Here is a 25,340-nt window from a genome sequence, read left to right as displayed (position 1 = left end):
ACAAGCATTCGACCCCCGAACGGGGTATTTTGCCCTAAGGTTATACAAAACGTGTTCGCGTGCGGGGATGGCACGCGGCAATCGTTCTTGAGGGGAATACCCGGCGTTGCTATTCGAAATTGCAGTTGTTATAGCCACCTCGGTTGTCGGCTTACCCGCCACCGAGGCGTCTGCTATGCCCTCAGTAACTTTCGAGTCCATAGTGACGAGCGATGCCCCACCCGCTTTTGTGGGCCCCGTCGTTGACCGTGGTACTGGAGTGTTCTCCGCTTCAGCATCTTTTGGTGCGCAAACGCTGTCCACGCTTGCGCGCATTAGGGCCGGAAATATTTCTCAGTATTTTGAGTCTCGACCCGCGGCCGTCGACCAATTGCTTGGTGAGCAACCTCCGGCCCAAGAAGTTGCACTGTGGTGGGGCGACCTCGATGCCGATCGCCGAACGGCCCTCGAAATCGCTTCTCCTCAGCTGGTTGGCAACCTTGAAGGTGTTCCGTACACAATTCGCGACACTAGCAATCGCACAATGCTTACGCAGACAATTTCTGAACTCACAACAGTGATGAACTCAGACGCGGGCCGCGCCGTACAGCAGAACGCGCATCAGCAACTGAGTATGCTTTCGTCGATTTCTGAGGCTCTCGTTTATGACAATGATGAGCCAGAACGCACCCTTGTAACGCTCGATGTTTCGGGTCAGGGTCGTGCCGCAATCGTGCTGGGTGACCTCACTACTGCGGACTATGTGAGTTTTCTTGTTCCCGGCATGTTCTTCACCATTGAAGGTCAAATGTCGTACTGGGTAGATGCAGCCAATGAGCTGTATTGCCAGCAGCAGATGTGGCTCGATTACTTCGATGCGCAATCGGTATTCGTGCACAACAATTCAGTTGCCACGGTTGCGTGGATTGGCTACGACACCCCGAACCTGACAAATGTCGGAGCAATCGACAACGCTGATCAAGGTCGAGACAGCCTTGCGGCAGCGATCCTCGGGCTCCAAGCAGAACGTGGCGCCGATCAGCCGTATGTCTCAGTGGTAGCTCATTCGTACGGCACGACCGCCGCGATGATGGCGTTGTCGGAGTACAGCTTTGAGATCGATGCACTTGCCATGGTCGGTTCGCCCGGTAGCCCCGCAGAATCCGTTGACGATCTGCACGTTCGCAACGGTAACGTTTTCGTCGGAGAAGCCGCCTGGGACCCGATCCCCAATAGCTCGTATTTTGGGCCAGATCCTGGAGCGGCGTCGTTCGGCGCCAAGTCATTGGGTGTTGGCGGCGGTTTCGACGTCATTATGAAACGGTCCCTCTCTGGCTCAGTCGGTCACAACGAGTACTTCACCCCCGGTAGCGAAGCGATGCGCAATTTCGCGCTCATCTGCATCGGTCGCAGCGACCTTGTAATCGCCGAAGGGGAACCGGTGGTGCAACGCGCTATCGCGACAACCTCGCATTCGCAGAGCTAGCGTGCCCGCTCTCGCCCTGTCGCTCCTCGCTGCGCGCTAAGCCGAATACACTTAGACGGTTCCCTGTCTGTTTCCCATCTTCGGAGCTCCATGACTGACACCAATCCTGGTGCGATCACCAGCGAGGTCGTTTCGCACCTCGCCTCGCTCGCCCGTATCGCCCTCACCACTGACGAAATCGAGAAGCTCACTGGCGAGCTTGGTGCGATCGTCGATTCTGTGGCCAAAGTCAGCGAAGTCGCTACCGACGATGTTCCGGCGACGAGTCACCCCATTCCGCTCAGCAATGTGTTCCGCCCTGATGTTCCCGGCGTGACGCTCACTACCGAGCAGGCACTGGCAGGAGCACCCGAGCACGATGGTTCACGTTTTGCGGTTAGCGCGATTCTGGGAGAAGAGCAGTAATGGCAGATCTGAACGACCTCACCCGCTTGTCGGCGTCCGAGCTGGCTACCAAGTTGAGTTCCGGCGACGTCTCCTCGGTTGAAGCAACCCAAGCTCACCTCGACCGTATCGCTGCCGTCGATGGCAAGGTTCATGCGTTCTTGCATGTGTCTGCGGATGCTCTGGCCAACGCCAAGCGCATCGATGAGCGTCGTGCGGCAGGGGAGTCACTTGGCGAGCTCGCCGGTGTGCCCGTTGCCGTCAAAGACGTGCTGTGCACGATCGACATGCCGACCACTGCTGGGTCCAAAATCCTTGAGGGTTGGGTTCCTCCCTACGATGCAACACCCGTTGCCAAGCTGCGTGCCGCTGGCCTGATTCCGCTCGGCAAGACCAACATGGACGAGTTCGCCATGGGGTCATCGACCGAGCACTCGGCGTATGGTCCAACTCGCAACCCGTGGGATCTTGACCGGATTCCCGGCGGTTCCGGCGGTGGATCGGCTGCTGCGGTCGCCGCGTTTGAAGCCCCGCTTGCTCTCGGTTCTGACACGGGTGGATCGATTCGTCAGCCAGCATCCGTCACGGGTTCTGTTGGCGTGAAGCCTACCTATGGTGGGGTATCCCGCTACGGCGCGATCGCGTTGGCTTCGTCGCTCGACCAGGTTGGCCCCGTCTCGCGCACCGTTCTTGACTCGGCATTGCTGCACGATGTCATCGGCGGCTGGGACCCGCGCGACTCGACGTCGCTCAATGAGCAGTGGCCGTCATTTGCCGCCGCAGCTCGGGCTGGTGCCGCTGCCGAAAGCCTCAAGGGCGTTCGGGTCGGAGTCATCAAGCAGCTCGACAGCCCCGGTTTCCAAGCTGGAGTCTCGCAGCGCTTCCACGAAGCACTGCAGCTGCTGACCGACTTCGGCGCCGAGATCGTTGAAGTGGATGCTCCCCACTTTGAGTACGCCGTTGAGGCGTACTACCTCATCCTCCCCGCTGAAGCCTCGAGCAACCTCGCCAAATTTGATTCGGTCCGCTTCGGACTTCGGGTCACTCCGCAGGGTGGCGGAACCGTTGAAGACGTCATGGCAGCAACCCGTGAAGCCGGTTTCGGCGACGAGGTCAAACGCCGCATCATCCTCGGCACCTATGCCCTGAGTGCTGGCTACTACGACGCGTACTACGGCAGTGCACAGAAGGTTCGCACGCTCATCCAGCGGGACTTCGCTGCGGCCTTTGAGAAAGCCGATGTGCTCGTCTCGCCCTCAGCGCCGACCACCGCGTTCAAGCTCGGTGAGAAGCTCGAAGACCCGATGGCGATGTACCTCAACGACGTGACGACGATTCCGGCGAACCTTGCAGGCATCCCCGGAATGGGGCTCCCGATGGGCCTTGCTCCCGAGGATGGATTGCCGACTGGCTTCCAAATTATGGCTCCCGCTCGCGGCGACGCCCGGCTTTACGAAGTTGGTGCAACCCTTGAGCGTCTGCTCGAACAGCAGTGGGGTCACACCCTGCCGAGCCAGGTTCCTTCGCTCGGCTAAGGAGCGTCATTTCTGCCAGTCACCCTGTGCTTATCATAAGCACGGGGTGACTGCGCTAACGCGCTCACCTTCTCGAGTGTGTGGCTACGCGTTGTCAGCTGCTTGTCGCTCGCGGTGCGCAATCTGACTCATCCGGTTGCCACAACGGATGCTGCAGAAGCGGCGTGAGCCGTTGCGGGAAAGGTCGGCCATGATTCCCTCGCAGTCGGGGGCTTCGCAGCCGCGGAGTCGCCACATGGAGTCTGTGCGCACAACGTCGACGAGCGCGAGTCCAATTTCGGACTGGATACGTTCGGCCAATGGAGCATCCGGAGAATTAGCGTGCAGATGCCAGTCGAATTCGTCATGGCGGGCGAGGAACGGCAGAGCATTTGCTTCGGCGAGCAGGTCGTTGATTTCTCTAGCGGCATCGTCGCGAGTGAGCTTCCAGATGCTGCGGATGCGCTCGCGGGCGGCGCGTACTTCAGCGAGTTCCGCACGGTCGTTGTCGATGCGGCCGGTGTAGCGATATTTAGTGAAGAATCCGTGAACGTGTTCGATGGTCGCGAGTTCGTCGATGCCGCTTTTGGTGGCGGATCGGTGGGTATTTCCAATGGCAACGGCGAAGTCTAGCGACGCGATTGTGTCAGGTGCAAACTGCAATTTGACTCCTTATCTCTTCACAGACTAGCGTCATCAGAAATACCAGTCAATGCGATCTCAAGGCGGCAATCATGACGCGCTCCTCCACAACTTTCGGCATGTTCATCGCGCTCATCGCTGCCGCCAGTTTTGGACTATCCGGAGCACTCGTGAAGCCCGTTCTCGAAGCCGGGTGGAGCCCGGCCGCTGCCGTGACACTTCGGGTGCTCATCGGGGGAGCGGTGTTGGCGCCGTTCGCGATTCTTGCTCTCAAGGGCCGCTGGATCGCGCTCTGGTACGCGCGCAGTCGAATCCTCCTGATGGCGATCATCGGCGTCTCGGGAACCCAGTTGGTCTACTTCTCGGCGATCGAGCGTATTCCGGTTGGTATCGCGATTCTTCTCGAGTACATGGCACCGTTGCTGCTGGTTGCTTTCGCGTGGGTTACTTCGCGACGCACGCCCAAGGCTGTTGTTCTTATTGGCTCGGTGGTTGCCCTTGGCGGGCTGGTTTTGGTGGTCTCGCCAGAGGGATCCGGAGCTCTCGATCCGCTCGGAATCATCTTTGGCGCTTGTGCCGCTGTTGGCGCGGCCGTTTACTACGTCATTGCGGCGCGCACGAGCGAAGGGCTTCCCGCGGTTGCTCTGGCAGCGGCTGGACTGTTGATCGGTGGCGTCATCCTCGGACTCGTTGGCCTTGTCGGTATCGTTCCGTTCGAGATGCCAATGGTGGATGTCACGATGCTCGGTATTGTCGCTCCGTGGTGGGTTCCGCTGCTCATCGTGGGTATTGTCGCGACCGGTATCGCCTACTCGACGAGCATTATGGCGAGCGAGATGCTCGGTTCCCGACTCGCGTCGTTCGTCGGATTGCTTGAGGTTGTCACGGCGGCGATTTACGCCTGGCTACTGATTGGCGAGAACTTGTCGCTCATGCAGTTCATCGGTGGAGCACTCATCCTTGCCGGGATTGCCTTCGTTCGTTCTGAGAAGTCTGAGAAGTTCAGCGACTTCACGATCGAGGCTGAAGCGATCCCGAGTGATGATGACGAACCACTTTTGGCGCCAGCTTCCGCGCCGCTCGAACCGGGTACCGATACGGTGCCGCTGCGCCACGTACAATCGTCTGGTGGCTAAAGCTGAATTGATGGACTACGACAAAGCACTCGAACTATTTGAGCCGACGCTCGGTTTCGAGGTGCACGTCGAGTTGAATACCCAGACCAAGATGTTTTCGGATGCGCCGAACCCTGCTGCGGCTGGCGCGGGGGATGCCGAACCGAACACCATGATCACTCCGGTGGATCTCGGTCTGCCCGGCAGTTTGCCTGTCGTCAACGAAGAGGCGATCAAATATTCGATCTCTCTCGGCCTTGCGCTCGGCTGCCAGATTGCGCCGAGTTCGCGCTTTGCCCGCAAGAACTATTTCTATCCTGACCTGGCGAAGAACTACCAGATCAGCCAGTTCGATGAGCCGATCGCGTTCGAGGGTTCTGTCGACATTGAGCTTGAGAGCGGTCGCACGATCACGATTCCGATCGAGCGCGCGCACATGGAAGAAGACGCCGGCAAGCTCACTCACGTGGGTGGCGCTACCGGTCGCATCCAGGGTGCCGAGTATTCGCTCGTCGATTACAACCGTGCTGGGGTTCCGCTTGTCGAGATCGTCACGCACATGATCACGGGAACCGAAGCGGATGCTCCTGAGGTCGGCAAAGCGTACGTTTCGGCTATTCGCGACATCGTCCGTTCGCTCGGCATTTCTGAGGCGCGCATGGAGCGCGGCAACCTGCGCTGTGATGCCAACATTTCGTTGAGCCCTCGTGGTTCCGGAAAGCTCGGCACGCGCACCGAGACGAAGAACGTGAACTCGATGCGCAGCGTCGAGCGTGCCGTTCGTTACGAGATCCAGCGTCAGGCGGCCATTCTTCAGAAGGGCGGAACGATCACTCAGGAGACGCGCCACTGGCACGAAGACACCGGTGTCACGAGCGCCGGTCGCCCCAAGAGCGATGCCGATGACTACCGCTATTTCCCAGAGCCCGACCTTCTGCCGGTTGAGCCGTCGCTCGCGTTGATCGAAGAGTTGCGTGCAGCGCTTCCTGAGCCTCCGGCCGAGCGCCGTCGTCGCCTTCAGGCGGCGTGGGGCTTTACCGATCTTGAATTCCGCGATGTCAATAATGCTGGTCTTTTCAGCGAAATTGAAGCGACTATTGAGGCGGGCACCACTGCGGCTCAGGCTCGCAAGTGGTGGACGGGTGAGATCGCGCGACTCGCCAACATTCAGGGTGCAGACCCGAGTTCATTGATTACCCCGACGGATGTCGCGGCTCTGGTCACTCTTATCAACGACGGTGTTCTCAACGATAGTCTGGCCCGCCAGGTTCTCGAGGGTGTCATTGCCGGTGAGGGGACACCTGCTGAAGTTGTCGAGAGTCGCGGGCTCAAGTTGGTCTCCGACGACGGCCCCCTTATTGCCGCTATCGATGAGGCGCTCGCTGCTCAGCCTGATGTTCTCGCGAAGATTCGTGACGGCAAAGTTCAGGCTGCTGGTGCGGTTATCGGAGCAGTGATGAAGGCGATGAAGGGCCAAGCTGACGCTGCTCGGGTTCGGGAACTTGTGTTGGAGCGAGCCGCAGCCGAATAAGTTGGCTCGGCAGGGGTCGAGGGTCAGTCGTAGGCAGTACCGTTGGTGTCATGTCTGAATCTGCTGAACTTGTTGTTGAAGTCCATGTTCCTCTCACTCCTGACGCCAATGCGGCCGAGGGGGAGACCCGTTTTCCGTGGATTGAGACCCTGGTGGAGTTCACGACGGAACTCGATGAGGCCGGCGAAATTTTCGTTGTTGAAGAGGGCGATGTTTTCAACGATGCCTATGTCATCGTGATTACGGGTGCCGACGAGTCGACCCTGACGGGTATCGCGAATCGGGTAGCCAATCTTCCCGGAATTCCTACTGGCGTTTTCGCCATGGTGACGGATGCTGATGCCGATGAGCTCGGCCAAGGCACCATCGTTGAAATCTCCTAAGCCGAAAGCACTAGAGCATAAACCAGATGACCAGTACGTCTTCGGCAGCGCAACCATCCAGCGCTGAATCCGCTCCGACGAGCATCTTTGCGCCACAGCTGATGTGGACAACAATTGGAGCGTTCGCGCTCATTTTCTTGGGCGCGTTTGAGACGCTTGCGGTGACGACAATCATGCCGACGATTAGTCGCGATCTTGATGGTCAGTCGCTCTATTCTGTTGCTTTTTCGAGCACTCTCGCGGCTAGTGTGATCGGGATGGTCTTGGCAGGTCGATGGTCTGACCGTACCGGGCCCGCTCGTCCACTGATCGCTGCCATGCTCGTGTTCACAGTCGGCCTTCTCGTTGCGGGTTTCGCTGGCACCATGGGTATTTTTATCGTGGGTCGCTTCTTGCAGGGGCTGGGTTCCGGCGCGCTCATTGTCTCGCTTTATGTGGTGGTTGCGCGGTTGTATCCGGCAATGCTGCATCCGAAAATCTTTGGACTTTTTGCCTCTGCGTGGGTCTTGCCTTCATTGATTGGCCCGCCATTGGCCGGGGTTGTTGCTGTTCAGGTGAGCTGGCATTGGGTGTTCTTTGGCGTGGTTGTTCTGGTTGCCGGGGCCGCTGCAGCGATACTTCCCGCGGTGCGCGCATTATTGGAGGAGCCGATTCTTGACGGCAAGCAGACGGCGAGTCGCGGTGCAATTGCGTGGGCGCTGGTAGCCGCGCTTGCGGTCATCGGCATCAGCTTGGGTGGTGAGAGCGGTGGTGTGTTTGCGTGGCCGCTCGCTGTCGGAGCATTGGTGATCGCAATTGTTGCGCTGCGGCCATTGCTCCCTCACGGAGCACTACGTTTCCGTCGCGGTCTTCCGGCAACTATTGTGCTGCGCGGTTTCTTTGCCGCTGCATTCTTTTCGACCGAGGTTTACCTCCCGTATCTTCTCAACGAACGCTATGGCTTGCCGCCATGGCTTGCGGGTCTCATCCTCACGGTCGGGGCGGTTTCGTGGGCCGCAGGTTCTGCGCTACAAGGGCGATTGAACGACACTGTGGCTCATGAAACGGTCGTAGTTGTTGGCGCTCTGCTGCTGAGTGTGGGAATCGCTACCCAGTTCGTGACGGCCTACTTTTCGCTTTCGGTGTGGGTCGCTGCGATCGGATGGTTAGTGGCTGGCGCGGGAATGGGCATCACTTTTCCTCGCATTTCGACGCTGGTTCTTGCCCACTCGACCGCCAGCAATCAAGGATTCAATAGCGCTGCGCTGTCAATTTCGGATGCTGCGGGTGGGGCGATCGCCATCGCTTTCGGTGGTCTCGTCTTTAGTGCGGTTGGCGGGCTCGCGAACGGGGCAGGGTTTGTTGCTGCTCTTGCGCTTGCCACTGTTTTCGCTCTTGCGGGGATCGTGGTCGCTGGGCGTGTGCGGGCGAAGAGCATCTAGGGCGGCGAATTGTTAAGGAGTGTGTCGGGCTGTTACGTCACACTCGAACGTCGAATACGCATTGCGATTACCTTCGCCACATGACACTTCTCACTAACGAAACTTCGACCACTGATCTTGCCGCTGACCGGGCCGCTCGACTCACCGCGGCTGGCCAAGCCTGGAACTCACGGATTGCGGCAAAGCCTGCGTCAGCAGATCTCACGTACACGGTCACGGGGGAGGGCGAAGGTTCAGTGGGCACGGTACTGAAAGCGGGCAAACACGTTTTCCGCATCGACGAGCCTGAGGGACTCGCGGGTGACGATCTTGCGGCAAGCCCCGTCGAAATCGCTCTCGGTGCCCTCATCGCCTGTCAGGTAGTTGTCTTCCGCCTTTATGCCCAAGCGCTCGACATTCGCGTTGATGACATCTCCGTTGTGGCCGAGGGTGACCTCGACGTGCGCGGTCTCTTTGGCATTGATGACACCGTTCGCAATGGTTTCGGTGGCATTCGTTTGCTCACCACGATCACCGGGCCGGAATCCCAAGAACGCTACGACGAACTCCGTGAGGCCGTCGACGCGCACTGCCCCGTTCTGGATCTCTTCGCCAACCCCACCCCCATCACCACTCGGGTGGTCAAAGGCTAGTTAGGAGTGCGGCAGCGGCGATCGACTGGTAGAGCCGCGCGGTGCGCAGTACTACTCTCGGGGCTATGAAGCCGTCGTTTGAGTTCAGTTCAGCGTTGACAGAGTGGGATGCGAAGCCGAACGTCTTCTTTTTACAGGTGCCGCCGGATGTGGGTGCCAACGTTCGCGATGTGCCAACACCTCCGCGAGGTTTCGGGTCGGTGGCGGTAGTCGTCACGATTGGTTCCACAACGTGGAGCACGTCGATTTTTCCCAGCAGCAGTCATGACGGCTTCTCGTTGCCAGTGAAAATCGCTGTGCGTCGCGCAGAGGGCATCGAGCCCGGTGACACAGTCAACGCGACGATCCAGCTTATCTAGGTTGCTCTGAGGGCGGGAAGGCCCGGGCGCGAGGTCGTCGCCCTGCTAGGCGGGCCAGACACCAATAATTATGGCCATGATGACGAGCGTGACGAACTCGTGACCGATGTTCAGCACAGTGAGACCGTTTGGGCGACCATCGAACTGGTCGTGGGTAATGAAGCGGGCGGCGGTAAAACCAGCCCACAGGATGATGCTCGTGAAGAGCGTGTTCCAGAAGAAACTGCCGCCATAGAAGTCGAAGGCGATAAATGCTGCGCCAGCGAGGACCCAGGCCGTGATGAAGCTCACGACGACGGTGACAAGGATGGGGCGCAGGGCATCGGCTGCGTTTCCGGTGGGGGTAATTCCGGCGGCTTTCATCCAGTAGTTGCCGAATACTCGTGGCGAATACCAAACAGTGCCGACAAGCATGCTTGACAGTGTCGCGAGCACAACCGCGATGTAGTTGATTTCGGGAGCCATGGCAATCTCCTGTGATTGTGGTGCCCCGAATCTTACTCCGCTAGCTGCTAGCGAGTGATGCTTTCTTCGAACCTTTGAATGGGGTCGTACCAGCCCTGCTCGAGAACGAAACTCTGAAATTGCTTATCGAGACCAAGGATCACGGCAACGCCGACCACGATCAGAATTATGCCGACGACGCGCTTGAAGGCGCCATTCGGGTTGGCCAACCATCCCAGCTTGCGAGCAAATGCTTGACCGAGGAATGCGATGAGCAGCAAAGCGATTGCAAGACCAATCGCGTACACCACGATGTACAGCAGTCCTTCCCCAAACGACACGGGCAATACCGTGGCCAAGATCAAGGCGTAGGTGGGGGAACAGCTGCTGAATGTCGGCCCTAGCGCTGCTCCGAGCATCACATCGCCGCCAAGTCCGCCTCGTGAGTAGGAGCGGTTCATCATGGCGTTGGCCCGATTTTGGATGCCCGTGGCGAGCATGAAGCGTTCCCAGAGCGAGGGGAACACGAGGGTAAGGCCGAAGATCACGAGGATGCCGCCGGCGATAATCTGCCAGACGAGTTGGGGAACGCCAAGCAACGCTGTGGTCGCTTTGAGTAACAGCGTGAAGACGACGACGGATCCGGCCAAGCTGAGGGCTATTACGACGGGGCGGAACCATTGGCGTTCTGCTACTGCTGCATCGCTGCTTGTGCGGGCGATCGATCCACCCACGATTACGGGAAGTAACGGAAGAACACACGGTGCGGCAACAGTGAGCACTCCCGCAACGAAGGAGAGCAGAATCAGACTGAGCATTGCGGCCTAGAGGAGTGCGTTAAGGACAGTCTGGAGTGTGGGGTCAGAGTACGCTACGAAGTTTTCTTGAAGCTTTTCGCCGCTCGCATCGACCTCAACGAAAGTCGTTTGCTGGGTCACTCCATAGTGAGCACGCAAGTCTTGGTTCGAGTCTTAGTCGACCTTCACGATAGTGACGCCAGACGGAACGCCTTCGGAGTTGATGTCGCCGTCAATCGAAACGCACTGCGGGCACCACGTGGCGTGGAAGAACAGAAGTACTCGCCCCTCAGCATCAGCAACCGCTGTGGGGCTGTACTCAACGTAGGCGCCGCCTCCATCGTTGGCGACGACCTGGCTGGTCTCATCACCCGCGTTTCCTGACGATGAACTCGATTCTGCGGAGTCCGTGGGGTCCTGGGCCGTGCCGATCGAAAGACCGACGAGCGCACCACCGATAACAACAGCGAGGACAACCACAATCGTAAGAATCTGCTTGTTCATGCTGATCAGTAACCCATAGAGCCGCGAATTTATTTCGCTCTCAGCTCAATTCTCGGGCTATACCCAGACTTCGGCTTTGTGAGAAAACAGTTTGAGGTCGCCGAAGGTGAGCGCCCCGGTAAATCGGGCCCGGGTGTATGGCAGCAAGACCATGAGCGCCGCACCAGCACGGTGTTCGATCCGCACCTCGATGGCATCCGTCTTCTGGGCTGCGAGGCGCGTGTTCGAAACAATGGCACTGCAGCGGGAGATGTTCGCCATCTGACGCAACTGCGTGACCGTCTGATTCAAGAGCGCCTGAGCGTTCGGGTGTTTTTTACGGAGCGCGTCATCCGCTGTCATCTCTAATACTCGACCGCTCCCGTCAGTCATGAGAGCGAAAGTCATGAACTCACTGGCGTGACCAAGATTCGTTCTGGCCACATGAAGAGCGGAGTCGAGAATTCGATCAACGTCGGCTTGTTCGTCGGCGTTGAGCGCGTCCCTCCACGATTGCATATCCAAACCGTAGCGACTCCATACCCTCCTTGTCCCACGAAGCGCCCAAATCACCCGCGTTTTGGTGTCACGGGCGCTCAGGGCGTTTCGATCACTTTCGAGCGTTTCTCGACGGGTTTAGTGACGCTGCGCTAACGTCTAATCATGCAAAAAGCGCAGCTCAGCAGTGCACAACGTAGCCATTCTTTGGTCGCGGGAGCGGTGGGACACGTACTGTTCTCATTCGGTTGGCTCCTTGTTGGATTTGTGGTCCTTGGTGGCGGGATAACGCTTGTGCTCGGCGGCACTGCACAAGGAGTTGGCGGACTATTTGGAGATATCCCCGCACTCAGAGAGTTCTTGAGTAGTGCCGGGGGAGTGCTCGGTGTCATCGTCATCGTTCTCAGTGTCGTTGCTCTCATCCTCATTGCGCTCGCAGCGCTCGCTAGTGGATATATTCTGAAACGTGGCACCGTGCGAAAGCCTTGGCTGGTCACGTTCCAATCCCTCGGGATCGTTGCCGTTCTTGATGTGCCGCTATTCGTCGTCTACCTGTCGATCGCAGCCGGTGTTACCGATACCAACGTTGCTGGCCCCGTATTGCTTGGTCCGCTCGTTGGCGTCGTCGGTTCCGCCATTGTTGGTGCTCTGGTGTGGTGGTGGATGGCGTGGTCCCGTCGCGGGTCAGCCTCCAAATTTGCCGGAGCGACTGCTACAGCGTCGGCAACGGCAGTCCCTGCTCAAGCGCCTGGTGCCTCCGCGCCTAGCGAGTAGGGCTCGGAGAGCTGGTAGCTACAACTGATCAGGAGAGCGTGTCATGGCTGAACTCAAACGTATCGAGACACTAATTATTTTGGGGGCTGGGGGAGACCTGACGTCTCGCTTGCTCTTGCCGGGTCTTGCCTCATTTTTGGCGAGTGATGAGGCGCAGAATTTGACCCTCATCGGTGTTGATCGACAAGAGATGGATGATGCGGCCTGGAAGAGCCGCGTCGCTCAGTCGTTCGCGGCCCAAGAGTCAGCGGCGTCAGCCGAGGTCGTTCGCGGTGCGCGCTACGTGCGCGCGGATGTCACAGACGCTGCACAGTTACGGGATGTCTTTGCCGAAGCGCAGGGAAGAGTGGCGCTGTATTTTGCGCTTCCACCGGCGATAACCCACACGGTGTGCACTGCGCTGGCGAACGAAGAACTCCCTGAAGGGATTGTCTTCGCCTTAGAAAAGCCGTTCGGTACTGACGAGGCGAGCGCTCGCGAACTCAATCGGCTTCTCGAACGAATTCTGCCAGAAGAACAAATTTTTAGAGTCGATCATTTTCTTGGCAAGTCCACCGTCTTGAATCTCTTGGGGCTGCGTTTCGCCAACCGTGTCTTTGAACCATTGTTGGGTGCACCGAATGTGGCGAAAGTTGAGCTGATTTTCGACGAGCCGCTGGCTCTCGAAGGGCGAGCAGGCTATTACGACCGTGCCGGCGCTGTCGTCGATATGATCCAGAGCCATCTCTTGCTTGTGCTCGCGTTGACCGCAATGGAGCCGCCGGCGAGTGTTGGTTCTGAAGATCTCCGTGGGGCGATGGCCCAGGTGTTGAGGGCGACCAGGGTGCAGACGGCAGACGGAGCGTGCGCTCGGCGTGCTCGATACACGGCGGGGACCATTGGCGATCGGCAGTTGCCTGCCTACGTCGATGAAGACGGTGTCGACCCGGCGCTCGGCACGGAAACCCTTGCCGAAGTGACCTTTGAGATCGACAACTGGCGGTGGGCAGGGGTGCCATTCATCTTGCGGTCGGGGAAGGCTATGGGAGAGGCCCGTCAGGACATTGTCATCACTTTCGCGCCCGTTCCCCACTTGCCGAGGGGGCTGACGGGGATGGCTGATCCCGCTCAGCTGACTATTTCGATTAAGCCCGCGACACTTGAATTAGATCTCATCGTCAATGGCGAGGGTGATCCGTTCACTCTTGACCGCACCAAGCTTTCGACGACGCTCGGAGACCCTGCCATGAGCGCTTACGGTGAAGTAATCGCCTCGCTTATCGATGGCGATCCCGTGTTATCTGTGCGCGGAGATGTTGCTGAACAGTGCTGGAGAATCGTCACTCCGGTGATTGATGCTTTTCGGGAGAATCGTGTTCCTCTCGACGAATATCCGGCAGGCTCACAGGGCCCGACAGCGTGGAGCACAACGTGAGCGGGCAGCGAGGGCGTGGCATCAGTGCATCCGCCGATGCTCTCGTGCGGACCACGGCGAAGCAAGCCTACGAACTCTCTTGCCCCCTTGATCCCACCCAGTTTTATCCTCGCTTTGGCCCGTTGCCGGCAGTTGTCGACGTGCGCGATCAGTCTGGCGAGTGGAACACGGTGGGGCGTACACGCACTCTGTTGCTCTCTGATGGTGGTCACGTCATCGAAACGATTACCGACACTGAGGTGTCAACGCTCTTCGCCTATGAGCTGACGGAGTTCCAGAAACTGTTCGGCACTCTCGTCTCGGGCGCGCGTGCGGAGTGGCGATTTGAGCCTCGATCAAGCGGTTCGATTATCCGCTGGAAATATACCTTTTTTGCTCGTCCCGCTCGCGGCGGGATCGTTCAATTGATCGTGCGTCTGTGGTGGGCTCGCTACATGCGGCGAGTGCTTCCTCCGATCGCTCGAGAGATTGAGCGCCTCGCAGCGCGCTAGAAACTCAGGAGCGGCGCGCGTTACAGCGACTTGGTTACCGAATCGTTGTCATTTTCGGGGTTGTTCACACCGGGCATGCACCCTTCTCACAACTCGCACAAAGACGCGGTTGTCACAATGTGAGTATGTTCCGATCGAGATTCGTAGTTGCGCTGTGCGCCGCGCTCTACTTTGCCGTGCTGGCGAGTCTCGCATTCGTGAGCGCTCCCGGCGCTAATGGCCGTTATTGGCTGTGGCCGATCCTCGCCTTTATCCCCGTCGGAGCATTTCTCGTGTGCCTGTTTGGGCGCCGTCGGTGGTGGGCAGCGCTCGCGTTTAGCGTGGTAGCTGCCGCCTGGCTTGAAGCCGCTCAGACCGTATGGATGCCCGCGGGCTACGCGAATGTGACCGACATCCTGCTGGCCGCTCTCGGCGCCGGGCTTGGTGTTTCATCCGCAGCCGGAGTCGCACTGTGGTGGGAACACTCGCAGCGCGCCAACAGCTCTGCGGTCGCAAAACCCGTGCGCAACCTTTCGTCGAACCGACGCGCCTCCGCCAGCAACTCGGCGACACCGCTTAACCTCGATCGGTGACCGACGACCGCTACTCGAATGATGTGCTCGCTGACTTTCGGCGCGAACGCACGCCAACTATTCTCCCCAAAGTCCCCATCGAGTCCGGGATGGTTATCGAAGTCATCGCCGACGGTTACGTTGGGGCGCTCGTGCGGCATGCCAACGGCCTCATCGAGCTCGAGGACCGCCACGGTCGCTCCCGCGCATTTCCGCTCGGACGCGGCTACCTCATCGACGGTGTTTCTGTTGAGCTGACCAAGCCGGTTGCCCAAGCCTCGGCCCCCCGCACGACGGCATCAGGCTCGCGCGCAGCACCAGAACAGCGTGCGCGCACCGCGCTGGCGAGTCGCATCTATGTCGAAGGCCGTCACGATGCAGAACTCGTCGAACGGGTGTGGGGCGATGACCTACGAGCCGAGGGCGTTGTCGTGGAGTTCCTCGGTGGCATTGATGACCTCGAAGCGATCGTGGCAGACTTCGCCCCGACCTCCGAACGCAAGCTGGGAATCCTTGTCGATCACCTCGTCGCTGGCTCAAAGGAGAGTCGAATTGCGGATGCCGTTGGCCGCGGAAAGTACGGAAAGTACGCTCTCGTGGTCGGGCATCCATTTGTGGATGTTTGGCAAGCAGTTAAGCCTCAGAGTCTCGGAATTGCTGCCTGGCCCACCATCGCTAGAGGCACCGAGTGGAAGCACGGAATCTGCGAAGCGTTCGGCTGGCCCCACAACGATCAAGCCGACATCGCGCGAGCCTGGCAGCACATTCTGTCGAAAGTTGCGAGCTACTCTGACCTCGAGCCTGCGCTCTTGGGGCGGGTAGAACAGCTGATCGACTTCGTTACGGTTGATCAGGAATCGTAGCGGGCGACCCTAGTCGAGCTGGGGTAGTACTTCGCGGGCGAGGAAATCGAGCTGGTCGAGGTCGTGGAAGTCCATGAGTTGGAAGTACACGCGCGTGAAGCCCAACGTCTGAAGCTCCGAGATCTTGTCAACGACCTCGCTCGCTGTACCGGCGAATCCTCCGGCGCGCAGCGCGGTCGGGGCGCTGTTTGCGGCCGTGGCACGCGTGTCGATTTGGGTTTCTGTTGCGCCGACAGCGGTCGTGCCAGCGATCGACAGCACGAGTGTTTCGGGGTCACGGTCGAAGTGCTCGCAGGCGGCGCGCACACGATCGATTCGTTCTTTTAGGGGTGCTATGGTCGCGAACCCAGCGTTGTATTCGCTGGCAAATTTTGCGGTGAGCGCTGGTGTGCGGCTCGGGCCGCTGCCGCCGATGATGATAGGCAGTGGGCTCTGCACAGGCTTGGGAAGCGCGGGGGACTGGTTCAACCGGTAGTGCTTTCCGTCATACGAGAAGGTTTTTCCCGGGTCGGTGCCCCAAATGCCGGTGATCACGTCAAGCTGCTCTTCGAGCATCCCGAATCGCTTCGCAGGAAAAGGAATGCCGTAAGCGTCATGTTCGCGCTCGAACCAGCCAGTGCCAAGCCCTAGCTCGATTCGTCCGCCAGACATGTCGTCAACCTGCGCTACCTGAATCGCCAGGATTCCCGGATGCCGAAAAGTGGCCGACGACACCAGCGTGCCCAATCTGATCGTGGAAGTTTCGCGCGCGAGCCCTGCCAACGTCGTCCAGGAATCGGTGGGTCCGGGCATCCCACCATTGCGGTCATCCATTGTCAGGTAGTGATCAGAGCGGAAGTAGCCGGTGAAACCAAGCTTCTCTGCCGCCTGCGCGAGAGTGAGCTGGTCGGTGTAGGTAGCGCCATTTTGCGGTTCGGTGAAAATGCGGAAATCCATATCCTGAGCCTATTGATGATTAGACTGGGTGGCGAACACGGGAGTCCGGTGAGCCGGGCTGAGAGGGAGCTTCTCCAAGCTTCGACCGTCGAACCTGATCTGGATCATGCCAGCGCAGGGAGCAGACACTCTTAGAACCCGTGCCATTCATCAAATGAAAGGCACGAAAGTGACCACAACAGCACCATCTTCTTCCCCATCCACCACGACTGGATCGCGTTTTCAGTGGCGCGTCATCGATATCGTCGTTGCGAGCGTTATTGGCGTCGCAAGCGGCCTCGTCTTTGTTGTCTGGAACATTGTCTCTTCACCCATTACGGCACCACTTGAGGCGCTTCTTCCTGGACTGCAGTCGCTCGGCTACGGTTTCTGGCTTTTCGCCGGCGTCTTGACCGCACTCGTTATTCGCAAACCGGGTGCCGCGATCTATGGCGAAATGGTTGCCGCATCAGTCTCCGCGCTCATCGGAAACCAGTGGGGTGCGCTGACGCTTGTCAGCGGTCTAACGCAGGGCCTTGGCGCCGAGCTTGTGTTTGCGGCGTTCCTCTACGCTAACTGGCGTGCTAGCGGCGCTGTGCTTGCTGGTGGAGGCGCAGGTCTCGCCCTAGCGATTACGGACCTCACACTCTGGTACCCGGGCGCAGAAACGATTTTCGCCATCATTTATACTATCTCAGCGATCATCGGCGGCATGTTGGTCGCTGGTCTCCTGTCGTGGCTTGCCACTCGAGGTCTCGCCGCGACCGGAGCGCTTAGCCGCTTCGGCGCTGGTCGTGAGATTGCGAAGCGGGTCTGACCTCGATAAAGCCTGCTGGCGTCACCGTCCAGGGATGGGGGTGGCGCCACTCCAGCAGGCTCGCTTGGGCCGTGCGTGGTCTTGACTTGCGCATTGACCCCGGCGAACGAGTGCTGCTCCTTGGTGAGTCTGGGGCGGGAAAGTCAACCTTCCTCCATGCCCTTGCCGGGGTAGTTGGAGACGACGAGGGGGAGTCGGAAGGCTTCCTTCGTGTTGACGGTGAGCATCCGGCAGCGCACCGTGGCCGAACGGGCCTCGTCATTCAGGACCCTGACAGCCAAGTGATTTTGGAGCGCGTCGGTGACGACGTTGCCTTCGGTTGCGAGAACCTCGGTGTGCCTCGTGATGAGATTTGGCGGCGCGTTCACGACAGTCTCGTGGCTGTAGGGCTTGACCTTTCCCTTGATCGCAACACCAGTGCACTATCCGGGGGCCAGAAGCAACGACTCGCCCTCGCTGGGGTTCTGGCTATGCAACCTGGTCTTATCGTTCTCGATGAGCCAACAGCCAATCTCGATCCCGCAGGGGTAATCGAGGTTCGGGATGCTGTGATCCGGGTTGCCGAAGCAACAGGGGCCACGATTGTGGTTGTCGAACACCGTGTTGCCGTGTGGAGTGACGTCGTCGACCGCGTTGTTGTTCTTGCTGCTGGTGGGGGTGTCATCGCCGACGGTGTTCCCGCTGAGGTGTTGTCGCGTCAGGGGCGCGAGCTTGCGGCGCGGGGCGTCTGGGTTCCCCGGTTTCCTCCCGAGCGCCCTCACCGTGCCGAACGTGGAGCGCCACAGTCACTTCTGACAGCTGAACAGCTAGCATTTGGTCGCGGCAAAAGTGCGCTTGGTGACCCTCGTGAATTTGACGTGATGAGCAGTCGGGCTCTCGCGATCACTGGACCTAACGGTGCTGGCAAATCAACGCTGGCAATGACTTTGGGCGGCTTGCTTCCCCCCGTCAGTGGTGCCGTGGTGGCGAGTGCTGCTCTCGCGAGCGGTGCCGGCGAGCATCCGATCCGCTGGAAGTCGCGCGAACTGCTCACCCGCATCGGTACCGTGTTTCAAGACCCAGAACACCAGTTACTCACAAATACTGTGCGCGCTGAACTTGAAGTTGGCCCCCGGGCGCTCAAACTTTCCGACATCGAAGTGGATGCTCGGGTTGACGAGTTGCTCACACGGTTGCGGCTTGATCGGCTCGCCGAAGCCAACCCCTTCACACTCTCGGGAGGCGAGAAGCGTCGGTTGAGCGTCGCCACGTCGCTCGCTACGCGCCCGAAAGTGCTCGTGCTCGACGAACCCACGTTTGGTCAAGACTCACGAACCTGGAGCGAATTGCTCGCGCTACTGGCTCGACTCGTGGATGACGGCAGCAGCGTGATTGCTGTCAGTCACGATCTGGAGTTTGTCGACGCGCTCGCGGACGACACGGTGGTGCTGAAGTGATCCCGATATCCTCGGTAAACCCTGTGGCAAAACTTGGTGCCGGCCTTATCGTGAGCCTGTTTTTGATCGTCACCATTGACTGGGTGTCTGCCAGCACGGCACTCGTGCTGGAACTCGCAATCATTGTCTTTCTGGGAATCGAGCCTCGCCGTTTCTGGTTGCGCACTCTGCCAGTGTGGATCGCCGCCCCGCTGACTGCAGTCACGATCCTGCTCTACGGCCGATATGACGGTGACGTGTATTTTGAGTTTCTCCTCATCAGGATCAGTGACGGATCCATCGAGCTCGCGCTGGCAACCTTCCTGCGTGTTCTCGCAATCGGACTTCCCGCGGTGGTGCTGTTCATCTCGATTGATCCAACCGACTTCGCTGACGGACTTTCTCAGCGGCTGAGGCTTCCTGACCGTTTTGTACTCGGAGCCCTTGCCGCCGTTCGGATGGTTGGCCTCTTTCTGGAAGATTGGCGTTCCCTCGAGCTAGCGCGGCGTGCGCGCGGTGTTGCTGACCGCGGGCGCATCCGTCGGCTTGCCGGTCAAGGTTTTGCTCTTTTGGTGCTCTCGATTCGCCGGGGAAGCAAGCTGTCGATCGCGATGGAAGCCCGAGGTTTCGGCGGCGATACTCCGCGAACGTGGGCGCGAGAATCTCGCTGGGGCGCGGCCGAGTGGGTAACTTTAGGGGTCGGTGCCGTTATTGGTTTGATTGCTACTGCGGTGGCCGTAATTTCAGGGAGCTGGAACTTCATTGTCGGTTAGCGATGACACCAGAGCGCGGTTCACCGCGGATCGTGCCCCTAGCGCGCACTGGCGTTGCCTCATCGACGGCCGTTCCGGCTCCGGAAAGACCGAACTGGGGCGAGCCATCGCACTGGCCTGGCCTGAGGTGCAATTGATCAAGCTCGACGACTTCTACCCCGGGTGGGACGGGCTCGACGAGGCGAGCGCAATGGTTCCCGAAATTCTGAGTTCGCTGCGCTGGCGAGAGTGGAACTGGCAGAGGAACACGGCAGGACAGTGGCACGAGCTCGACCCCAATCGCCCGATCGTCATTGAAGGCGTTGGGGCGCTAAGCCGCGCCTCGCAGCCACTCGCAGATCACACAATCTGGGTAGAACTCGACGACTCACGCCGCAAGAAACGTGCACTGGAACGGGACGGTGAAGCGTACGCTCCGCACTGGGAACGTTGGGCGAAACAAGAGCTTCGATTCATCGCCAGAGAAAACCCGAAAGATCTCGCCAAGGAGATCCGTGATGGAGCTCGTGCTGCTAGCTGGCCTTAGTCCAGCGCTGAATAAGATCCGTTCCGCGGGGGTTGACTGTCAGAACGTCTGATTCGCACGTCACGATCAAGCCGAGCATGTCATCGAAGTCACTGCGCGGAATCGTGTACGGAACCTCTTCAACTGGCTCGTCATTCAACACCGCCGAAGTCGTGTTCTCGTAGTTTGAGACATCCCAGTCACGGGGGATTGCGACATCCACGTTGATGAGGGCCTTGCCCGTGACAGTGCCGGTGTACGCCTGTGTGATGATCATGACCTGATCTTTCTTGGGCGCCGCCGTAATCGTGAAGGTGAGATCGGAATCGATCGTCAGATCGCCGTTCGCCTTCCACGTCCACGTTTGCCCACCGCTTGGCTCAACAGCGCTAGCCGGAACGCCCTCAATGGGCAATTCAACGAGGAGCTTTTCGGAAAGGTCAGTGGTGTCGAGTTCCCACGTGTGACCGAGAGCACACACCTGCATTGCTGTGGGAGGCTCGCTGGTGTCTGCAGGTTCGATCAGGGCACAACCTGACACCACCAGCAGTACTGCGGGCGCCAACAACAACGCACGGGAGCGCTTGCTCGAAATCATCAATCCTCCTGAAAACCGGGACACTCACGAAATCCTACGCGGTCGTGACCGCAAGACAGCCTAACGGGCGCTACGCCCATCCGAGTTCATGCAACTCTTCATCATCGATGCCGTAATAGTGCGCGATTTCGTGCACCAGAGTGACGTGAATTTGCGCTCTCAGCTCGTCAAGTGATTCGCAGATTGCCAGAAGCGGTTCTCGAAACAGGATGATGCGATCGGGCAGCTCGCCAAACCCGTACTGACCTCTCTCGGTTAGGGCAACTCCGTCATAAAGTCCGAGAACGTTGAGAGACCCATCCTCTGGACGGCTCTCGGTGACAAAGACAACATTTTCTAAACCATCGACAATTTCATCATCAAGAGCGTCGAGGCCTTCTACGACGAGGGCCTCAAACTGTTTCTCGTCGAGAGTTTCCATGGGTATAGCTTGTCAGTTGAGGCTGGGGACGAATCGCGCACAACATCGCGTTAAACAAAACAGTGACTTGGCACTGAAAGAAATCACACCGGGTGAAATCTACACCGGGTGAAATCTCGCGTGCCAAGCCACTATTTTCTTGGGGTGAACGACGGGGCTCGAACCCGCGACTTCCGGCTCCACAAGCCAGCGCTCTACCAACTGAGCTACGCCCACCAAGGTTGTTTTTCACCTTTCGGCGATAAGCAACTCTACAAGTGTATTACAGTCGCGAGGCAAATCCGTCCACTACGTCAGCAGAAATTATCTTGACCTGATCTGTAGTGGGGCCCGGCTCTCCAACAAAGACTGCCTTGCGGTAGTACTCGAGCTCGCGAATCGACTCGAGGATGTCTGCCAGGGCGCGATGTCCGCCATCTTTCGCCGGAGCATTGAAGTACACGCGAGGGAACCAGCGGCGTGAGAGTTCCTTGATCGATGAGACATCGATGCTGCGGTAGTGCAAGTGCGAATCGACGCGCGGCATGTACTTGGCCAAGAAAGTGCGGTCGGTGCCGATGGTGTTGCCGGCGAGCGGCGCCGAGCGAGGATTGGGAACGTAGCGCACGATGTATTCGTTAACGGCGAATTCCGCGTCCGCAAGCGAAACGCCATGAGGCATTTCATCGATAAGGCCGCTAGAGGTGTGCATTTGCGTGACAAATTCACCCATATTGGCGAGAGCTGCCGCACTAGGTTTGATGACGATTGTCATTCCCTCATCGACGGGAACGAGATCGTAATCGGTAATGACCACCGCAACTTCGACTAGTTCGTCGATTGCGACATCCAGTCCCGTCATTTCGCAGTCGATCCAGACCAGATATTCAGCTTGTGATGCCATGGGCCGATTCTACCGTTGATGCGGTGTCGCCAGCGTTCGTTCAAGCTTGTCTGGTAAAACTGGGGCATGACCGAATCAACTCCCACGCTCGCGCACGGCGACGAGTACATCGTGTTTTACGTCGGCGGCCCCTACGACGGCCAGAACGACAAGCGCATTGCAACCGAAGCAGGGTGGGATGATTATGTGACCCTGATTGCGGCAGACGCTGAAGGGTCAGAAACTCAGCTGCGTTATGACGCCCCTGTTGCCAAACAGGTCGGCGAACAAGTTCACGTGACCTACACGTGGGATAAAGCAGACAGCGACCCCTTGGAAGACCTTGACGAACGAAACGACCTCTAAGCCCGACGCCGAAGAAACACGGCCGACAGTTCTCTTCTTTTCGTCGGCTTTCTGCGACCCGTGCACAACGGCCCGCAACACCCTTGATCAGGTGTCGAAGCTCGTGACGAAGGTCGATTACGCAGAGTTGGATGTGGCCCGCCACCCTGATGAGGCGGAGCGCGCAGGTATTGTCTCAACGCCGACGATCGTCATTGTTTCCGCCAACGGTGACGAAGTTTTTCGGGCGCAGGGCGCACCGACGGTGAATCAGATGCTGGTTGCGCTCGCGAAAGCGATGTAGCGCGCCGACACGCTATCGCCGACACGCTATCGCCGACACGCTATCGTTTAAGCCGTATACCCCGCCCTCGTAGCTCAGGGGATAGAGCAGGAGCCTTCTAATCTGAAGTGCGCTCTTCTGTGGGCTTGATGCCCTCTTCCAAGTAAGACAGTGGGAGCCCGGTGCGCATCGCCCATAACCGCAGCGTCTGCTTGCTCGGCTTGAGCTTGCCGTTAATCCAGCGGCTAACGGTAGCCACGTCGACGTCAAGGTAGTCAGCCATTGTTTTGCCGTTAATTCCGGCGAAGACGAGGGCTCTTTTCATCCAATCGCCCTGATGATCTTCCAACGCTTCCCAGCGCTTGTTTACTGTTTCTATCATGCAATGACTATTGCACAAAAACCCGCGTAGCGTCAATCAATAACGCAATATCAAATGCAGCGCTCCATGAAATGTGTTTGCATTAAATCAATTATTGACTTACGGTCATGCCATGGCAATCAACAATCTCCTACCAGCAGCCGAAGTTGTGGCTCTCGTCGGCTGGAAAAACCGCAGCAGCCTGACTCGCGCAGTGCAGCAGGGGTGGCTAGTCCCGAAATTCACTGCATCAGGCGATCGGGGCGAACAATTCTTCGACGCGCGCGCAGTTGATCGATTCATAACAAAACGCGATAAGGCGCTCGCAGAAGCCGCCGCTCGCGGTTCTCAACCAGCAACGGTCAAGGTTGGCGCTCGCGGTGGTGACGCAGCATGAACATGTCACCGTTCTGCAGCGAACACCCAAACGGCACGGACCAGGCATGCCGCGCCTGCGGTACGGCACGCCTTCACTATTCGCAGGCTCGTCGCGAAGCAGAATCTGAGCCCAAGGCGTATGTCCCGGTATCAGAGCCCTTGATCCTCACCGCTGAGGAAGAAGTAGAGGTAGCACAGAAGGCTCGACGGCTCGCGTTGCGTATTGAAACGCACCGTCGAGCTCGTGCGCAACTAGTTTCGCCGGAGATCCGACCGGATCAACTTCAGAAGTTTGATGATCTCATCGAGCTTAGATTCGACTCTGCCGCCACTGATAGCGGCCTCCTGAGCAAAATGCGCCGCTGTGCCGATCTCCTCAACGAGGTCGTCGAATTGCTTGCTTTCCATGAGAATTCTCCTTCAGTTGCTGGCTCAGATGCTGTTACATCTGATGCCGATAAGAGCACTGTAGGAGACGCCACCGACGTGCGTTCTCCTTTGGGCACGTCGGTGGCACCTTCGGGTGGTGATGCAGCGTGATCATCATCAAACTGTCTGCCGCCACCATCAAAGAATTGGCGTTACAGATTGTCGCGTTTCAGAGGATCGGCAGTGTCCAAAGCAATAGAGACGCCAGCCTCAGACGGGATCCGAGCATAGATGCTGGGGTTAACGGGGTCATTCTCCCAGACGACGACCTCGCCGGGCTTGAGCGTTCGCAAGCGCGCGATAAGTGCGGTTGCAGTTTCGTCGGTGCAGTCGATCTGGGCTCCGCTGATGTTGATAACAGCCATGATTCTTCTCCTTCAGTTGCTGGCTCAGATGCGCTTACATCTGATGCCGATAAGGGCACTGTAGGAGACGCCACCGACGTGCGTTCTCCTTTGGGTACGTCGGTGGCACCTTCGGGTGGTGATTCCGCGTGATTCATCTCGAGCGCACTGCGCTGTTGATTCTCACTATCGGGTTCCTGTCCGCGGTGTCGAGCGTAATTCTTGCCGTTACCCTCGATCAGCCTTGGTTCGCAGTTATTATTCTCGCTATTTCTTACCTCGTGGCACTCGTCTGGGTGTTCGTTTTCGCGAGCGAAGAGTTCGACTTTTACCGGGTTGGGGAAGTTCTGGTATTTGCTCGTCGAGCCATATCGTCTGCGTCCACCGCTGTCCGCGACGTGTGGGGGAGGCGAGCCAAGTGATCGTTATTGAGGCACCTGTCTCTATGGATTGGATGTACATCCCGCAGTCGCCGCCCGTCGGCATAACTTTGAGTGAGCCACCGGCGATGCTCACAACACATTCGTCGCCAGAAATCCGAACGACGAACGCGGGCCCATCCCCGACATTGGTCAGGTTCCCACTCACGAGGGTTTTGGGAATCTCGGTTTGTTCTCCGTGGTGCGCGAATGGTAAGTCGGTTTGCAAAGTCAGCAACCATTCTGGCCACGGCCTGTCGCGGTTACGCAAATACAACACCGCTGCTGTGGAAACTGCTGTTGCAATGGTCGCTGCGGCGGTTGTTGCACCCCAGAATGCGCCCCAGTCAACATCAGACAGTTCTGTCAGTTGCATGCTCGCGATCTTATCGCCCACCGCTCGTGGTGATTCCGCGTGAAGCTCGTGTGGGCGAATGTAGCCTTCGGCACTCTTGGGTTACTCCTGATCGCTGTGGGTGCGTCGGTGGCAGGTTTCACTGCGGTTGCGATTCTGACACCGTTCCTTGCGATCATCTGGATCTCAAACGTTTGGCAAGCACGTCACATCGGGCGTGCTGAGGGAGCTGACTCTCAGTGACCCTCTCTAATTCTTCTCCCGCAGTGCTGACCCGAGTTGGTGCTGTTTCCGGGGGATTGTCGGCCGTCGAGCTTCCCCCGAAGCTGGCCGCACCGGGCGGGGAGCGTGCGGCGGCA

Annotated in this window: 35 protein-coding genes and 1 tRNA gene; 23 read left to right on the top strand and 13 right to left on the bottom strand. The window is 58.6% G+C overall.

From position 1 onward, the window contains the following. Window positions 1-175 precede the first annotated feature (175 nt). The 3 genes from AC1ENN_RS09570 (at window position 176) to gatA (ending at window position 3,384) form a co-directional block, all read left to right on the top strand. The gene (locus AC1ENN_RS09570; protein ID WP_480405949.1) at window positions 176-1,465 is read left to right on the top strand and encodes an alpha/beta hydrolase; all 1,290 of its coding nucleotides are present in this window, start codon (window positions 176-178) and stop codon (window positions 1,463-1,465) included. 90 nt (window positions 1,466-1,555) lie between these two features. Beyond that, window positions 1,556-1,870: an Asp-tRNA(Asn)/Glu-tRNA(Gln) amidotransferase subunit GatC gene (gatC, locus tag AC1ENN_RS09565; RefSeq protein WP_480391046.1), complete on the top strand. Its 315-nt coding sequence runs from the start codon at window positions 1,556-1,558 to the stop codon at window positions 1,868-1,870. An 8-nt stretch (window positions 1,871-1,878) separates the two neighbouring features. Beyond that, entirely contained in the window at window positions 1,879-3,384 is a 1,506-nt protein-coding gene (gene gatA / locus AC1ENN_RS09560) for an Asp-tRNA(Asn)/Glu-tRNA(Gln) amidotransferase subunit GatA (protein ID WP_449648186.1), read from the top strand. 84 nt (window positions 3,385-3,468) lie between these two features. On the opposite strand, the gene AC1ENN_RS09555 is transcribed toward gatA, so the two are convergent. Next, window positions 3,469-4,026 carry a CGNR zinc finger domain-containing protein gene (locus AC1ENN_RS09555; RefSeq protein ID WP_449647041.1) on the bottom strand — a complete coding sequence of 186 codons (558 nt, stop codon included), beginning with the start codon at window positions 4,024-4,026 and terminating at the stop codon, window positions 3,469-3,471. A gap of 71 nt (window positions 4,027-4,097) precedes the next feature. Between AC1ENN_RS09555 and AC1ENN_RS09550 the strand changes: the two genes are divergently transcribed. From AC1ENN_RS09550 to AC1ENN_RS09525, 6 genes are all read left to right on the top strand, one after another. Then, on the top strand, window positions 4,098-5,141 hold the full coding sequence (locus tag AC1ENN_RS09550) for an EamA family transporter (RefSeq protein WP_480405948.1): 1,044 nt from the start codon (window positions 4,098-4,100) through the stop codon (window positions 5,139-5,141). Beyond that, entirely contained in the window at window positions 5,134-6,651 is a 1,518-nt protein-coding gene (gene gatB, locus AC1ENN_RS09545) for an Asp-tRNA(Asn)/Glu-tRNA(Gln) amidotransferase subunit GatB (protein ID WP_449647039.1), read from the top strand. Before AC1ENN_RS09550 ends, gatB begins: the two co-directional genes overlap by 8 nt. A 50-nt stretch (window positions 6,652-6,701) precedes the next feature. Beyond that, on the top strand, window positions 6,702-7,034 hold the full coding sequence (locus AC1ENN_RS09540) for a glutamyl-tRNA amidotransferase (protein ID WP_449647038.1): 333 nt from the start codon (window positions 6,702-6,704) through the stop codon (window positions 7,032-7,034). A gap of 26 nt (window positions 7,035-7,060) precedes the next feature. After that, the gene (locus AC1ENN_RS09535; protein WP_449647037.1) at window positions 7,061-8,455 is read left to right on the top strand and encodes an MFS transporter; all 1,395 of its coding nucleotides are present in this window, start codon (window positions 7,061-7,063) and stop codon (window positions 8,453-8,455) included. An 80-nt stretch (window positions 8,456-8,535) separates the two neighbouring features. Then, complete coding sequence (locus AC1ENN_RS09530; RefSeq protein ID WP_449647036.1) at window positions 8,536-9,087, top strand: OsmC family protein; 552 nt, start codon at window positions 8,536-8,538, stop codon at window positions 9,085-9,087. A gap of 65 nt (window positions 9,088-9,152) precedes the next feature. Then, on the top strand, window positions 9,153-9,446 hold the full coding sequence (locus AC1ENN_RS09525; protein ID WP_480391041.1) for a DUF1905 domain-containing protein: 294 nt from the start codon (window positions 9,153-9,155) through the stop codon (window positions 9,444-9,446). A 45-nt stretch (window positions 9,447-9,491) separates the two neighbouring features. Here AC1ENN_RS09525 and AC1ENN_RS09520 read toward each other — a convergent pair whose 3' ends face one another. The 4 genes from AC1ENN_RS09520 to AC1ENN_RS09505 all read right to left on the bottom strand — a co-directional run bounded on the left by AC1ENN_RS09520 (window position 9,492) and on the right by AC1ENN_RS09505 (window position 11,689). Further along, entirely contained in the window at window positions 9,492-9,911 is a 420-nt protein-coding gene (locus AC1ENN_RS09520; protein ID WP_480405947.1) for a DUF1761 domain-containing protein, read from the bottom strand. A gap of 47 nt (window positions 9,912-9,958) precedes the next feature. Continuing rightward, complete coding sequence (locus AC1ENN_RS09515; RefSeq protein ID WP_480405946.1) at window positions 9,959-10,708, bottom strand: cytochrome c biogenesis CcdA family protein; 750 nt, start codon at window positions 10,706-10,708, stop codon at window positions 9,959-9,961. Between the two features lie 153 nt (window positions 10,709-10,861). Beyond that, window positions 10,862-11,191: a thioredoxin domain-containing protein gene (locus AC1ENN_RS09510; RefSeq protein WP_480405945.1), complete on the bottom strand. Its 330-nt coding sequence runs from the start codon at window positions 11,189-11,191 to the stop codon at window positions 10,862-10,864. Between the two features lie 57 nt (window positions 11,192-11,248). Beyond that, window positions 11,249-11,689: a hypothetical protein gene (locus tag AC1ENN_RS09505; protein WP_449647031.1), complete on the bottom strand. Its 441-nt coding sequence runs from the start codon at window positions 11,687-11,689 to the stop codon at window positions 11,249-11,251. A 144-nt stretch (window positions 11,690-11,833) separates the two neighbouring features. On the opposite strand from AC1ENN_RS09505, the gene AC1ENN_RS09500 reads away from it, so the two are divergent. From AC1ENN_RS09500 to AC1ENN_RS09480, 5 genes are all read left to right on the top strand, one after another. Continuing rightward, on the top strand, window positions 11,834-12,442 hold the full coding sequence (locus AC1ENN_RS09500; RefSeq protein WP_480405944.1) for a hypothetical protein: 609 nt from the start codon (window positions 11,834-11,836) through the stop codon (window positions 12,440-12,442). Window positions 12,443-12,485: 43 nt separating this feature from the next. Continuing rightward, on the top strand, window positions 12,486-13,856 hold the full coding sequence (locus tag AC1ENN_RS09495) for a glucose-6-phosphate dehydrogenase (protein ID WP_480405943.1): 1,371 nt from the start codon (window positions 12,486-12,488) through the stop codon (window positions 13,854-13,856). Beyond that, window positions 13,853-14,347: an SRPBCC family protein gene (locus AC1ENN_RS09490; protein ID WP_480405942.1), complete on the top strand. Its 495-nt coding sequence runs from the start codon at window positions 13,853-13,855 to the stop codon at window positions 14,345-14,347. Before AC1ENN_RS09495 ends, AC1ENN_RS09490 begins: the two co-directional genes overlap by 4 nt. A 125-nt stretch (window positions 14,348-14,472) precedes the next feature. Then, on the top strand, window positions 14,473-14,919 hold the full coding sequence (locus AC1ENN_RS09485; RefSeq protein ID WP_480405941.1) for a VanZ family protein: 447 nt from the start codon (window positions 14,473-14,475) through the stop codon (window positions 14,917-14,919). Then, window positions 14,916-15,761 (top strand): DUF3097 domain-containing protein, encoded by an 846-nt coding sequence (locus tag AC1ENN_RS09480; protein ID WP_480405940.1) that lies wholly within the window; start codon window positions 14,916-14,918, stop codon window positions 15,759-15,761. Before AC1ENN_RS09485 ends, AC1ENN_RS09480 begins: the two co-directional genes overlap by 4 nt. Window positions 15,762-15,770: 9 nt before the next feature. On the opposite strand, the gene AC1ENN_RS09475 is transcribed toward AC1ENN_RS09480, so the two are convergent. Continuing rightward, complete coding sequence (locus AC1ENN_RS09475) at window positions 15,771-16,697, bottom strand: LLM class F420-dependent oxidoreductase (protein ID WP_480405939.1); 927 nt, start codon at window positions 16,695-16,697, stop codon at window positions 15,771-15,773. A gap of 154 nt (window positions 16,698-16,851) precedes the next feature. Between AC1ENN_RS09475 and AC1ENN_RS09470 the strand changes: the two genes are divergently transcribed. From AC1ENN_RS09470 to AC1ENN_RS09455, 4 genes are all read left to right on the top strand, one after another. Continuing rightward, the gene (locus tag AC1ENN_RS09470) at window positions 16,852-17,493 is read left to right on the top strand and encodes an ECF transporter S component (protein ID WP_480405938.1); all 642 of its coding nucleotides are present in this window, start codon (window positions 16,852-16,854) and stop codon (window positions 17,491-17,493) included. Window positions 17,494-17,564: 71 nt separating this feature from the next. Next, the gene (locus AC1ENN_RS09465; protein WP_480405937.1) at window positions 17,565-18,929 is read left to right on the top strand and encodes an ABC transporter ATP-binding protein; all 1,365 of its coding nucleotides are present in this window, start codon (window positions 17,565-17,567) and stop codon (window positions 18,927-18,929) included. Next, entirely contained in the window at window positions 18,926-19,681 is a 756-nt protein-coding gene (locus AC1ENN_RS09460) for an energy-coupling factor transporter transmembrane component T family protein (RefSeq protein WP_480391031.1), read from the top strand. Before AC1ENN_RS09465 ends, AC1ENN_RS09460 begins: the two co-directional genes overlap by 4 nt. Then, window positions 19,671-20,207 (top strand): nucleoside/nucleotide kinase family protein, encoded by a 537-nt coding sequence (locus tag AC1ENN_RS09455; RefSeq protein ID WP_449647021.1) that lies wholly within the window; start codon window positions 19,671-19,673, stop codon window positions 20,205-20,207. Before AC1ENN_RS09460 ends, AC1ENN_RS09455 begins: the two co-directional genes overlap by 11 nt. Here the strand turns inward: AC1ENN_RS09455 and AC1ENN_RS09450 are convergent. The 4 genes from AC1ENN_RS09450 to orn form a co-directional block, all read right to left on the bottom strand. Further along, window positions 20,194-20,784, bottom strand: a complete 591-nt coding sequence (locus AC1ENN_RS09450) for a hypothetical protein (protein ID WP_449647020.1) — start codon at window positions 20,782-20,784, stop codon at window positions 20,194-20,196. The two genes, AC1ENN_RS09455 and AC1ENN_RS09450, sit on opposite strands and share 14 nt — an antisense overlap. Before the next feature lie 70 nt (window positions 20,785-20,854). Continuing rightward, complete coding sequence (locus tag AC1ENN_RS09445; protein WP_449647019.1) at window positions 20,855-21,205, bottom strand: metallopeptidase family protein; 351 nt, start codon at window positions 21,203-21,205, stop codon at window positions 20,855-20,857. Between the two features lie 140 nt (window positions 21,206-21,345). Next, window positions 21,346-21,421, bottom strand: a tRNA-His gene (locus AC1ENN_RS09440). Between the two features lie 46 nt (window positions 21,422-21,467). Further along, the gene (orn, locus tag AC1ENN_RS09435) at window positions 21,468-22,088 is read right to left on the bottom strand and encodes an oligoribonuclease (protein WP_449647018.1); all 621 of its coding nucleotides are present in this window, start codon (window positions 22,086-22,088) and stop codon (window positions 21,468-21,470) included. 66 nt (window positions 22,089-22,154) lie between these two features. Between orn and AC1ENN_RS09430 the strand changes: the two genes are divergently transcribed. Continuing rightward, window positions 22,155-22,433 carry an oligoribonuclease gene (locus tag AC1ENN_RS09430; protein ID WP_449647017.1) on the top strand — a complete coding sequence of 93 codons (279 nt, stop codon included), beginning with the start codon at window positions 22,155-22,157 and terminating at the stop codon, window positions 22,431-22,433. Next, the gene (locus AC1ENN_RS09425) at window positions 22,411-22,716 is read left to right on the top strand and encodes a thioredoxin family protein (RefSeq protein WP_480405936.1); all 306 of its coding nucleotides are present in this window, start codon (window positions 22,411-22,413) and stop codon (window positions 22,714-22,716) included. The genes AC1ENN_RS09430 and AC1ENN_RS09425 overlap by 23 nt, the downstream gene beginning before the upstream one ends. Window positions 22,717-22,813: 97 nt before the next feature. Here AC1ENN_RS09425 and AC1ENN_RS09420 read toward each other — a convergent pair whose 3' ends face one another. Beyond that, a complete protein-coding gene (locus AC1ENN_RS09420) occupies window positions 22,814-23,077 on the bottom strand; it encodes a helix-turn-helix domain-containing protein (RefSeq protein WP_480405935.1) in 264 nt (87 codons plus the stop codon). Window positions 23,078-23,189: 112 nt separating this feature from the next. Here AC1ENN_RS09420 and AC1ENN_RS09415 point away from each other — a divergent pair, with 112 nt between their 5' ends. Further along, window positions 23,190-23,453 carry a hypothetical protein gene (locus tag AC1ENN_RS09415; RefSeq protein WP_480405934.1) on the top strand — a complete coding sequence of 88 codons (264 nt, stop codon included), beginning with the start codon at window positions 23,190-23,192 and terminating at the stop codon, window positions 23,451-23,453. A gap of 233 nt (window positions 23,454-23,686) precedes the next feature. Here AC1ENN_RS09415 and AC1ENN_RS09410 read toward each other — a convergent pair whose 3' ends face one another. Both AC1ENN_RS09410 and AC1ENN_RS09405 read right to left on the bottom strand, forming a co-directional pair. Then, complete coding sequence (locus AC1ENN_RS09410) at window positions 23,687-23,842, bottom strand: hypothetical protein (protein WP_480405933.1); 156 nt, start codon at window positions 23,840-23,842, stop codon at window positions 23,687-23,689. Between the two features lie 173 nt (window positions 23,843-24,015). Then, window positions 24,016-24,228 carry a hypothetical protein gene (locus AC1ENN_RS09405; RefSeq protein ID WP_480405932.1) on the bottom strand — a complete coding sequence of 71 codons (213 nt, stop codon included), beginning with the start codon at window positions 24,226-24,228 and terminating at the stop codon, window positions 24,016-24,018. Window positions 24,229-24,356: 128 nt separating this feature from the next. Here AC1ENN_RS09405 and AC1ENN_RS09400 point away from each other — a divergent pair, with 128 nt between their 5' ends. Together AC1ENN_RS09400 and AC1ENN_RS09395 are read left to right on the top strand one after the other, a co-directional pair. After that, the gene (locus tag AC1ENN_RS09400) at window positions 24,357-24,629 is read left to right on the top strand and encodes a hypothetical protein (RefSeq protein WP_480405931.1); all 273 of its coding nucleotides are present in this window, start codon (window positions 24,357-24,359) and stop codon (window positions 24,627-24,629) included. Between the two features lie 412 nt (window positions 24,630-25,041). Next, window positions 25,042-25,224 carry a hypothetical protein gene (locus AC1ENN_RS09395; protein ID WP_480405930.1) on the top strand — a complete coding sequence of 61 codons (183 nt, stop codon included), beginning with the start codon at window positions 25,042-25,044 and terminating at the stop codon, window positions 25,222-25,224. Window positions 25,225-25,340: the final 116 nt, after the last annotated feature.

Source organism: Rhodoglobus sp. G.S.23 (genome assembly GCF_056675935.1).
Note: the sequence above shows the minus strand (reverse complement) of the source record. Positions and strands in the feature narration are given on the sequence as shown.

Bases quoted from the DNA above. Each gene is read 5' to 3' on its own strand.
- AC1ENN_RS09570 (WP_480405949.1), top strand. From the start codon at position 176: ATGCCCTCAGTAACTTTCGAGTCCATAGTGACGAGCGATGCCCCACCC.
- gatC (WP_480391046.1), top strand. From the start codon at position 1,556: ATGACTGACACCAATCCTGGTGCGATCACCAGCGAGGTCGTTTCGCAC.
- AC1ENN_RS09550 (WP_480405948.1), top strand. From the start codon at position 4,098: ATGACGCGCTCCTCCACAACTTTCGGCATGTTCATCGCGCTCATCGCT.
- AC1ENN_RS09540 (WP_449647038.1), top strand. From the start codon at position 6,702: ATGTCTGAATCTGCTGAACTTGTTGTTGAAGTCCATGTTCCTCTCACT.
- AC1ENN_RS09535 (WP_449647037.1), top strand. From the start codon at position 7,061: ATGACCAGTACGTCTTCGGCAGCGCAACCATCCAGCGCTGAATCCGCT.
- AC1ENN_RS09530 (WP_449647036.1), top strand. From the start codon at position 8,536: ATGACACTTCTCACTAACGAAACTTCGACCACTGATCTTGCCGCTGAC.
- AC1ENN_RS09525 (WP_480391041.1), top strand. From the start codon at position 9,153: ATGAAGCCGTCGTTTGAGTTCAGTTCAGCGTTGACAGAGTGGGATGCG.
- AC1ENN_RS09520 (WP_480405947.1), bottom strand. From the start codon at position 9,911: ATGGCTCCCGAAATCAACTACATCGCGGTTGTGCTCGCGACACTGTCA.
- AC1ENN_RS09515 (WP_480405946.1), bottom strand. From the start codon at position 10,708: ATGCTCAGTCTGATTCTGCTCTCCTTCGTTGCGGGAGTGCTCACTGTT.
- AC1ENN_RS09510 (WP_480405945.1), bottom strand. From the start codon at position 11,191: ATGAACAAGCAGATTCTTACGATTGTGGTTGTCCTCGCTGTTGTTATC.
- AC1ENN_RS09505 (WP_449647031.1), bottom strand. From the start codon at position 11,689: ATGCAATCGTGGAGGGACGCGCTCAACGCCGACGAACAAGCCGACGTT.
- AC1ENN_RS09500 (WP_480405944.1), top strand. From the start codon at position 11,834: ATGCAAAAAGCGCAGCTCAGCAGTGCACAACGTAGCCATTCTTTGGTC.
- AC1ENN_RS09495 (WP_480405943.1), top strand. From the start codon at position 12,486: ATGGCTGAACTCAAACGTATCGAGACACTAATTATTTTGGGGGCTGGG.
- AC1ENN_RS09485 (WP_480405941.1), top strand. From the start codon at position 14,473: ATGTTCCGATCGAGATTCGTAGTTGCGCTGTGCGCCGCGCTCTACTTT.
- AC1ENN_RS09475 (WP_480405939.1), bottom strand. From the start codon at position 16,697: ATGGATTTCCGCATTTTCACCGAACCGCAAAATGGCGCTACCTACACC.
- AC1ENN_RS09470 (WP_480405938.1), top strand. From the start codon at position 16,852: ATGAAAGGCACGAAAGTGACCACAACAGCACCATCTTCTTCCCCATCC.
- AC1ENN_RS09450 (WP_449647020.1), bottom strand. From the start codon at position 20,784: ATGATTTCGAGCAAGCGCTCCCGTGCGTTGTTGTTGGCGCCCGCAGTA.
- AC1ENN_RS09445 (WP_449647019.1), bottom strand. From the start codon at position 21,205: ATGGAAACTCTCGACGAGAAACAGTTTGAGGCCCTCGTCGTAGAAGGC.
- orn (WP_449647018.1), bottom strand. From the start codon at position 22,088: ATGGCATCACAAGCTGAATATCTGGTCTGGATCGACTGCGAAATGACG.
- AC1ENN_RS09430 (WP_449647017.1), top strand. From the start codon at position 22,155: ATGACCGAATCAACTCCCACGCTCGCGCACGGCGACGAGTACATCGTG.
- AC1ENN_RS09420 (WP_480405935.1), bottom strand. From the start codon at position 23,077: ATGATAGAAACAGTAAACAAGCGCTGGGAAGCGTTGGAAGATCATCAG.
- AC1ENN_RS09415 (WP_480405934.1), top strand. From the start codon at position 23,190: ATGGCAATCAACAATCTCCTACCAGCAGCCGAAGTTGTGGCTCTCGTC.
- AC1ENN_RS09410 (WP_480405933.1), bottom strand. From the start codon at position 23,842: ATGGAAAGCAAGCAATTCGACGACCTCGTTGAGGAGATCGGCACAGCG.
- AC1ENN_RS09405 (WP_480405932.1), bottom strand. From the start codon at position 24,228: ATGGCTGTTATCAACATCAGCGGAGCCCAGATCGACTGCACCGACGAA.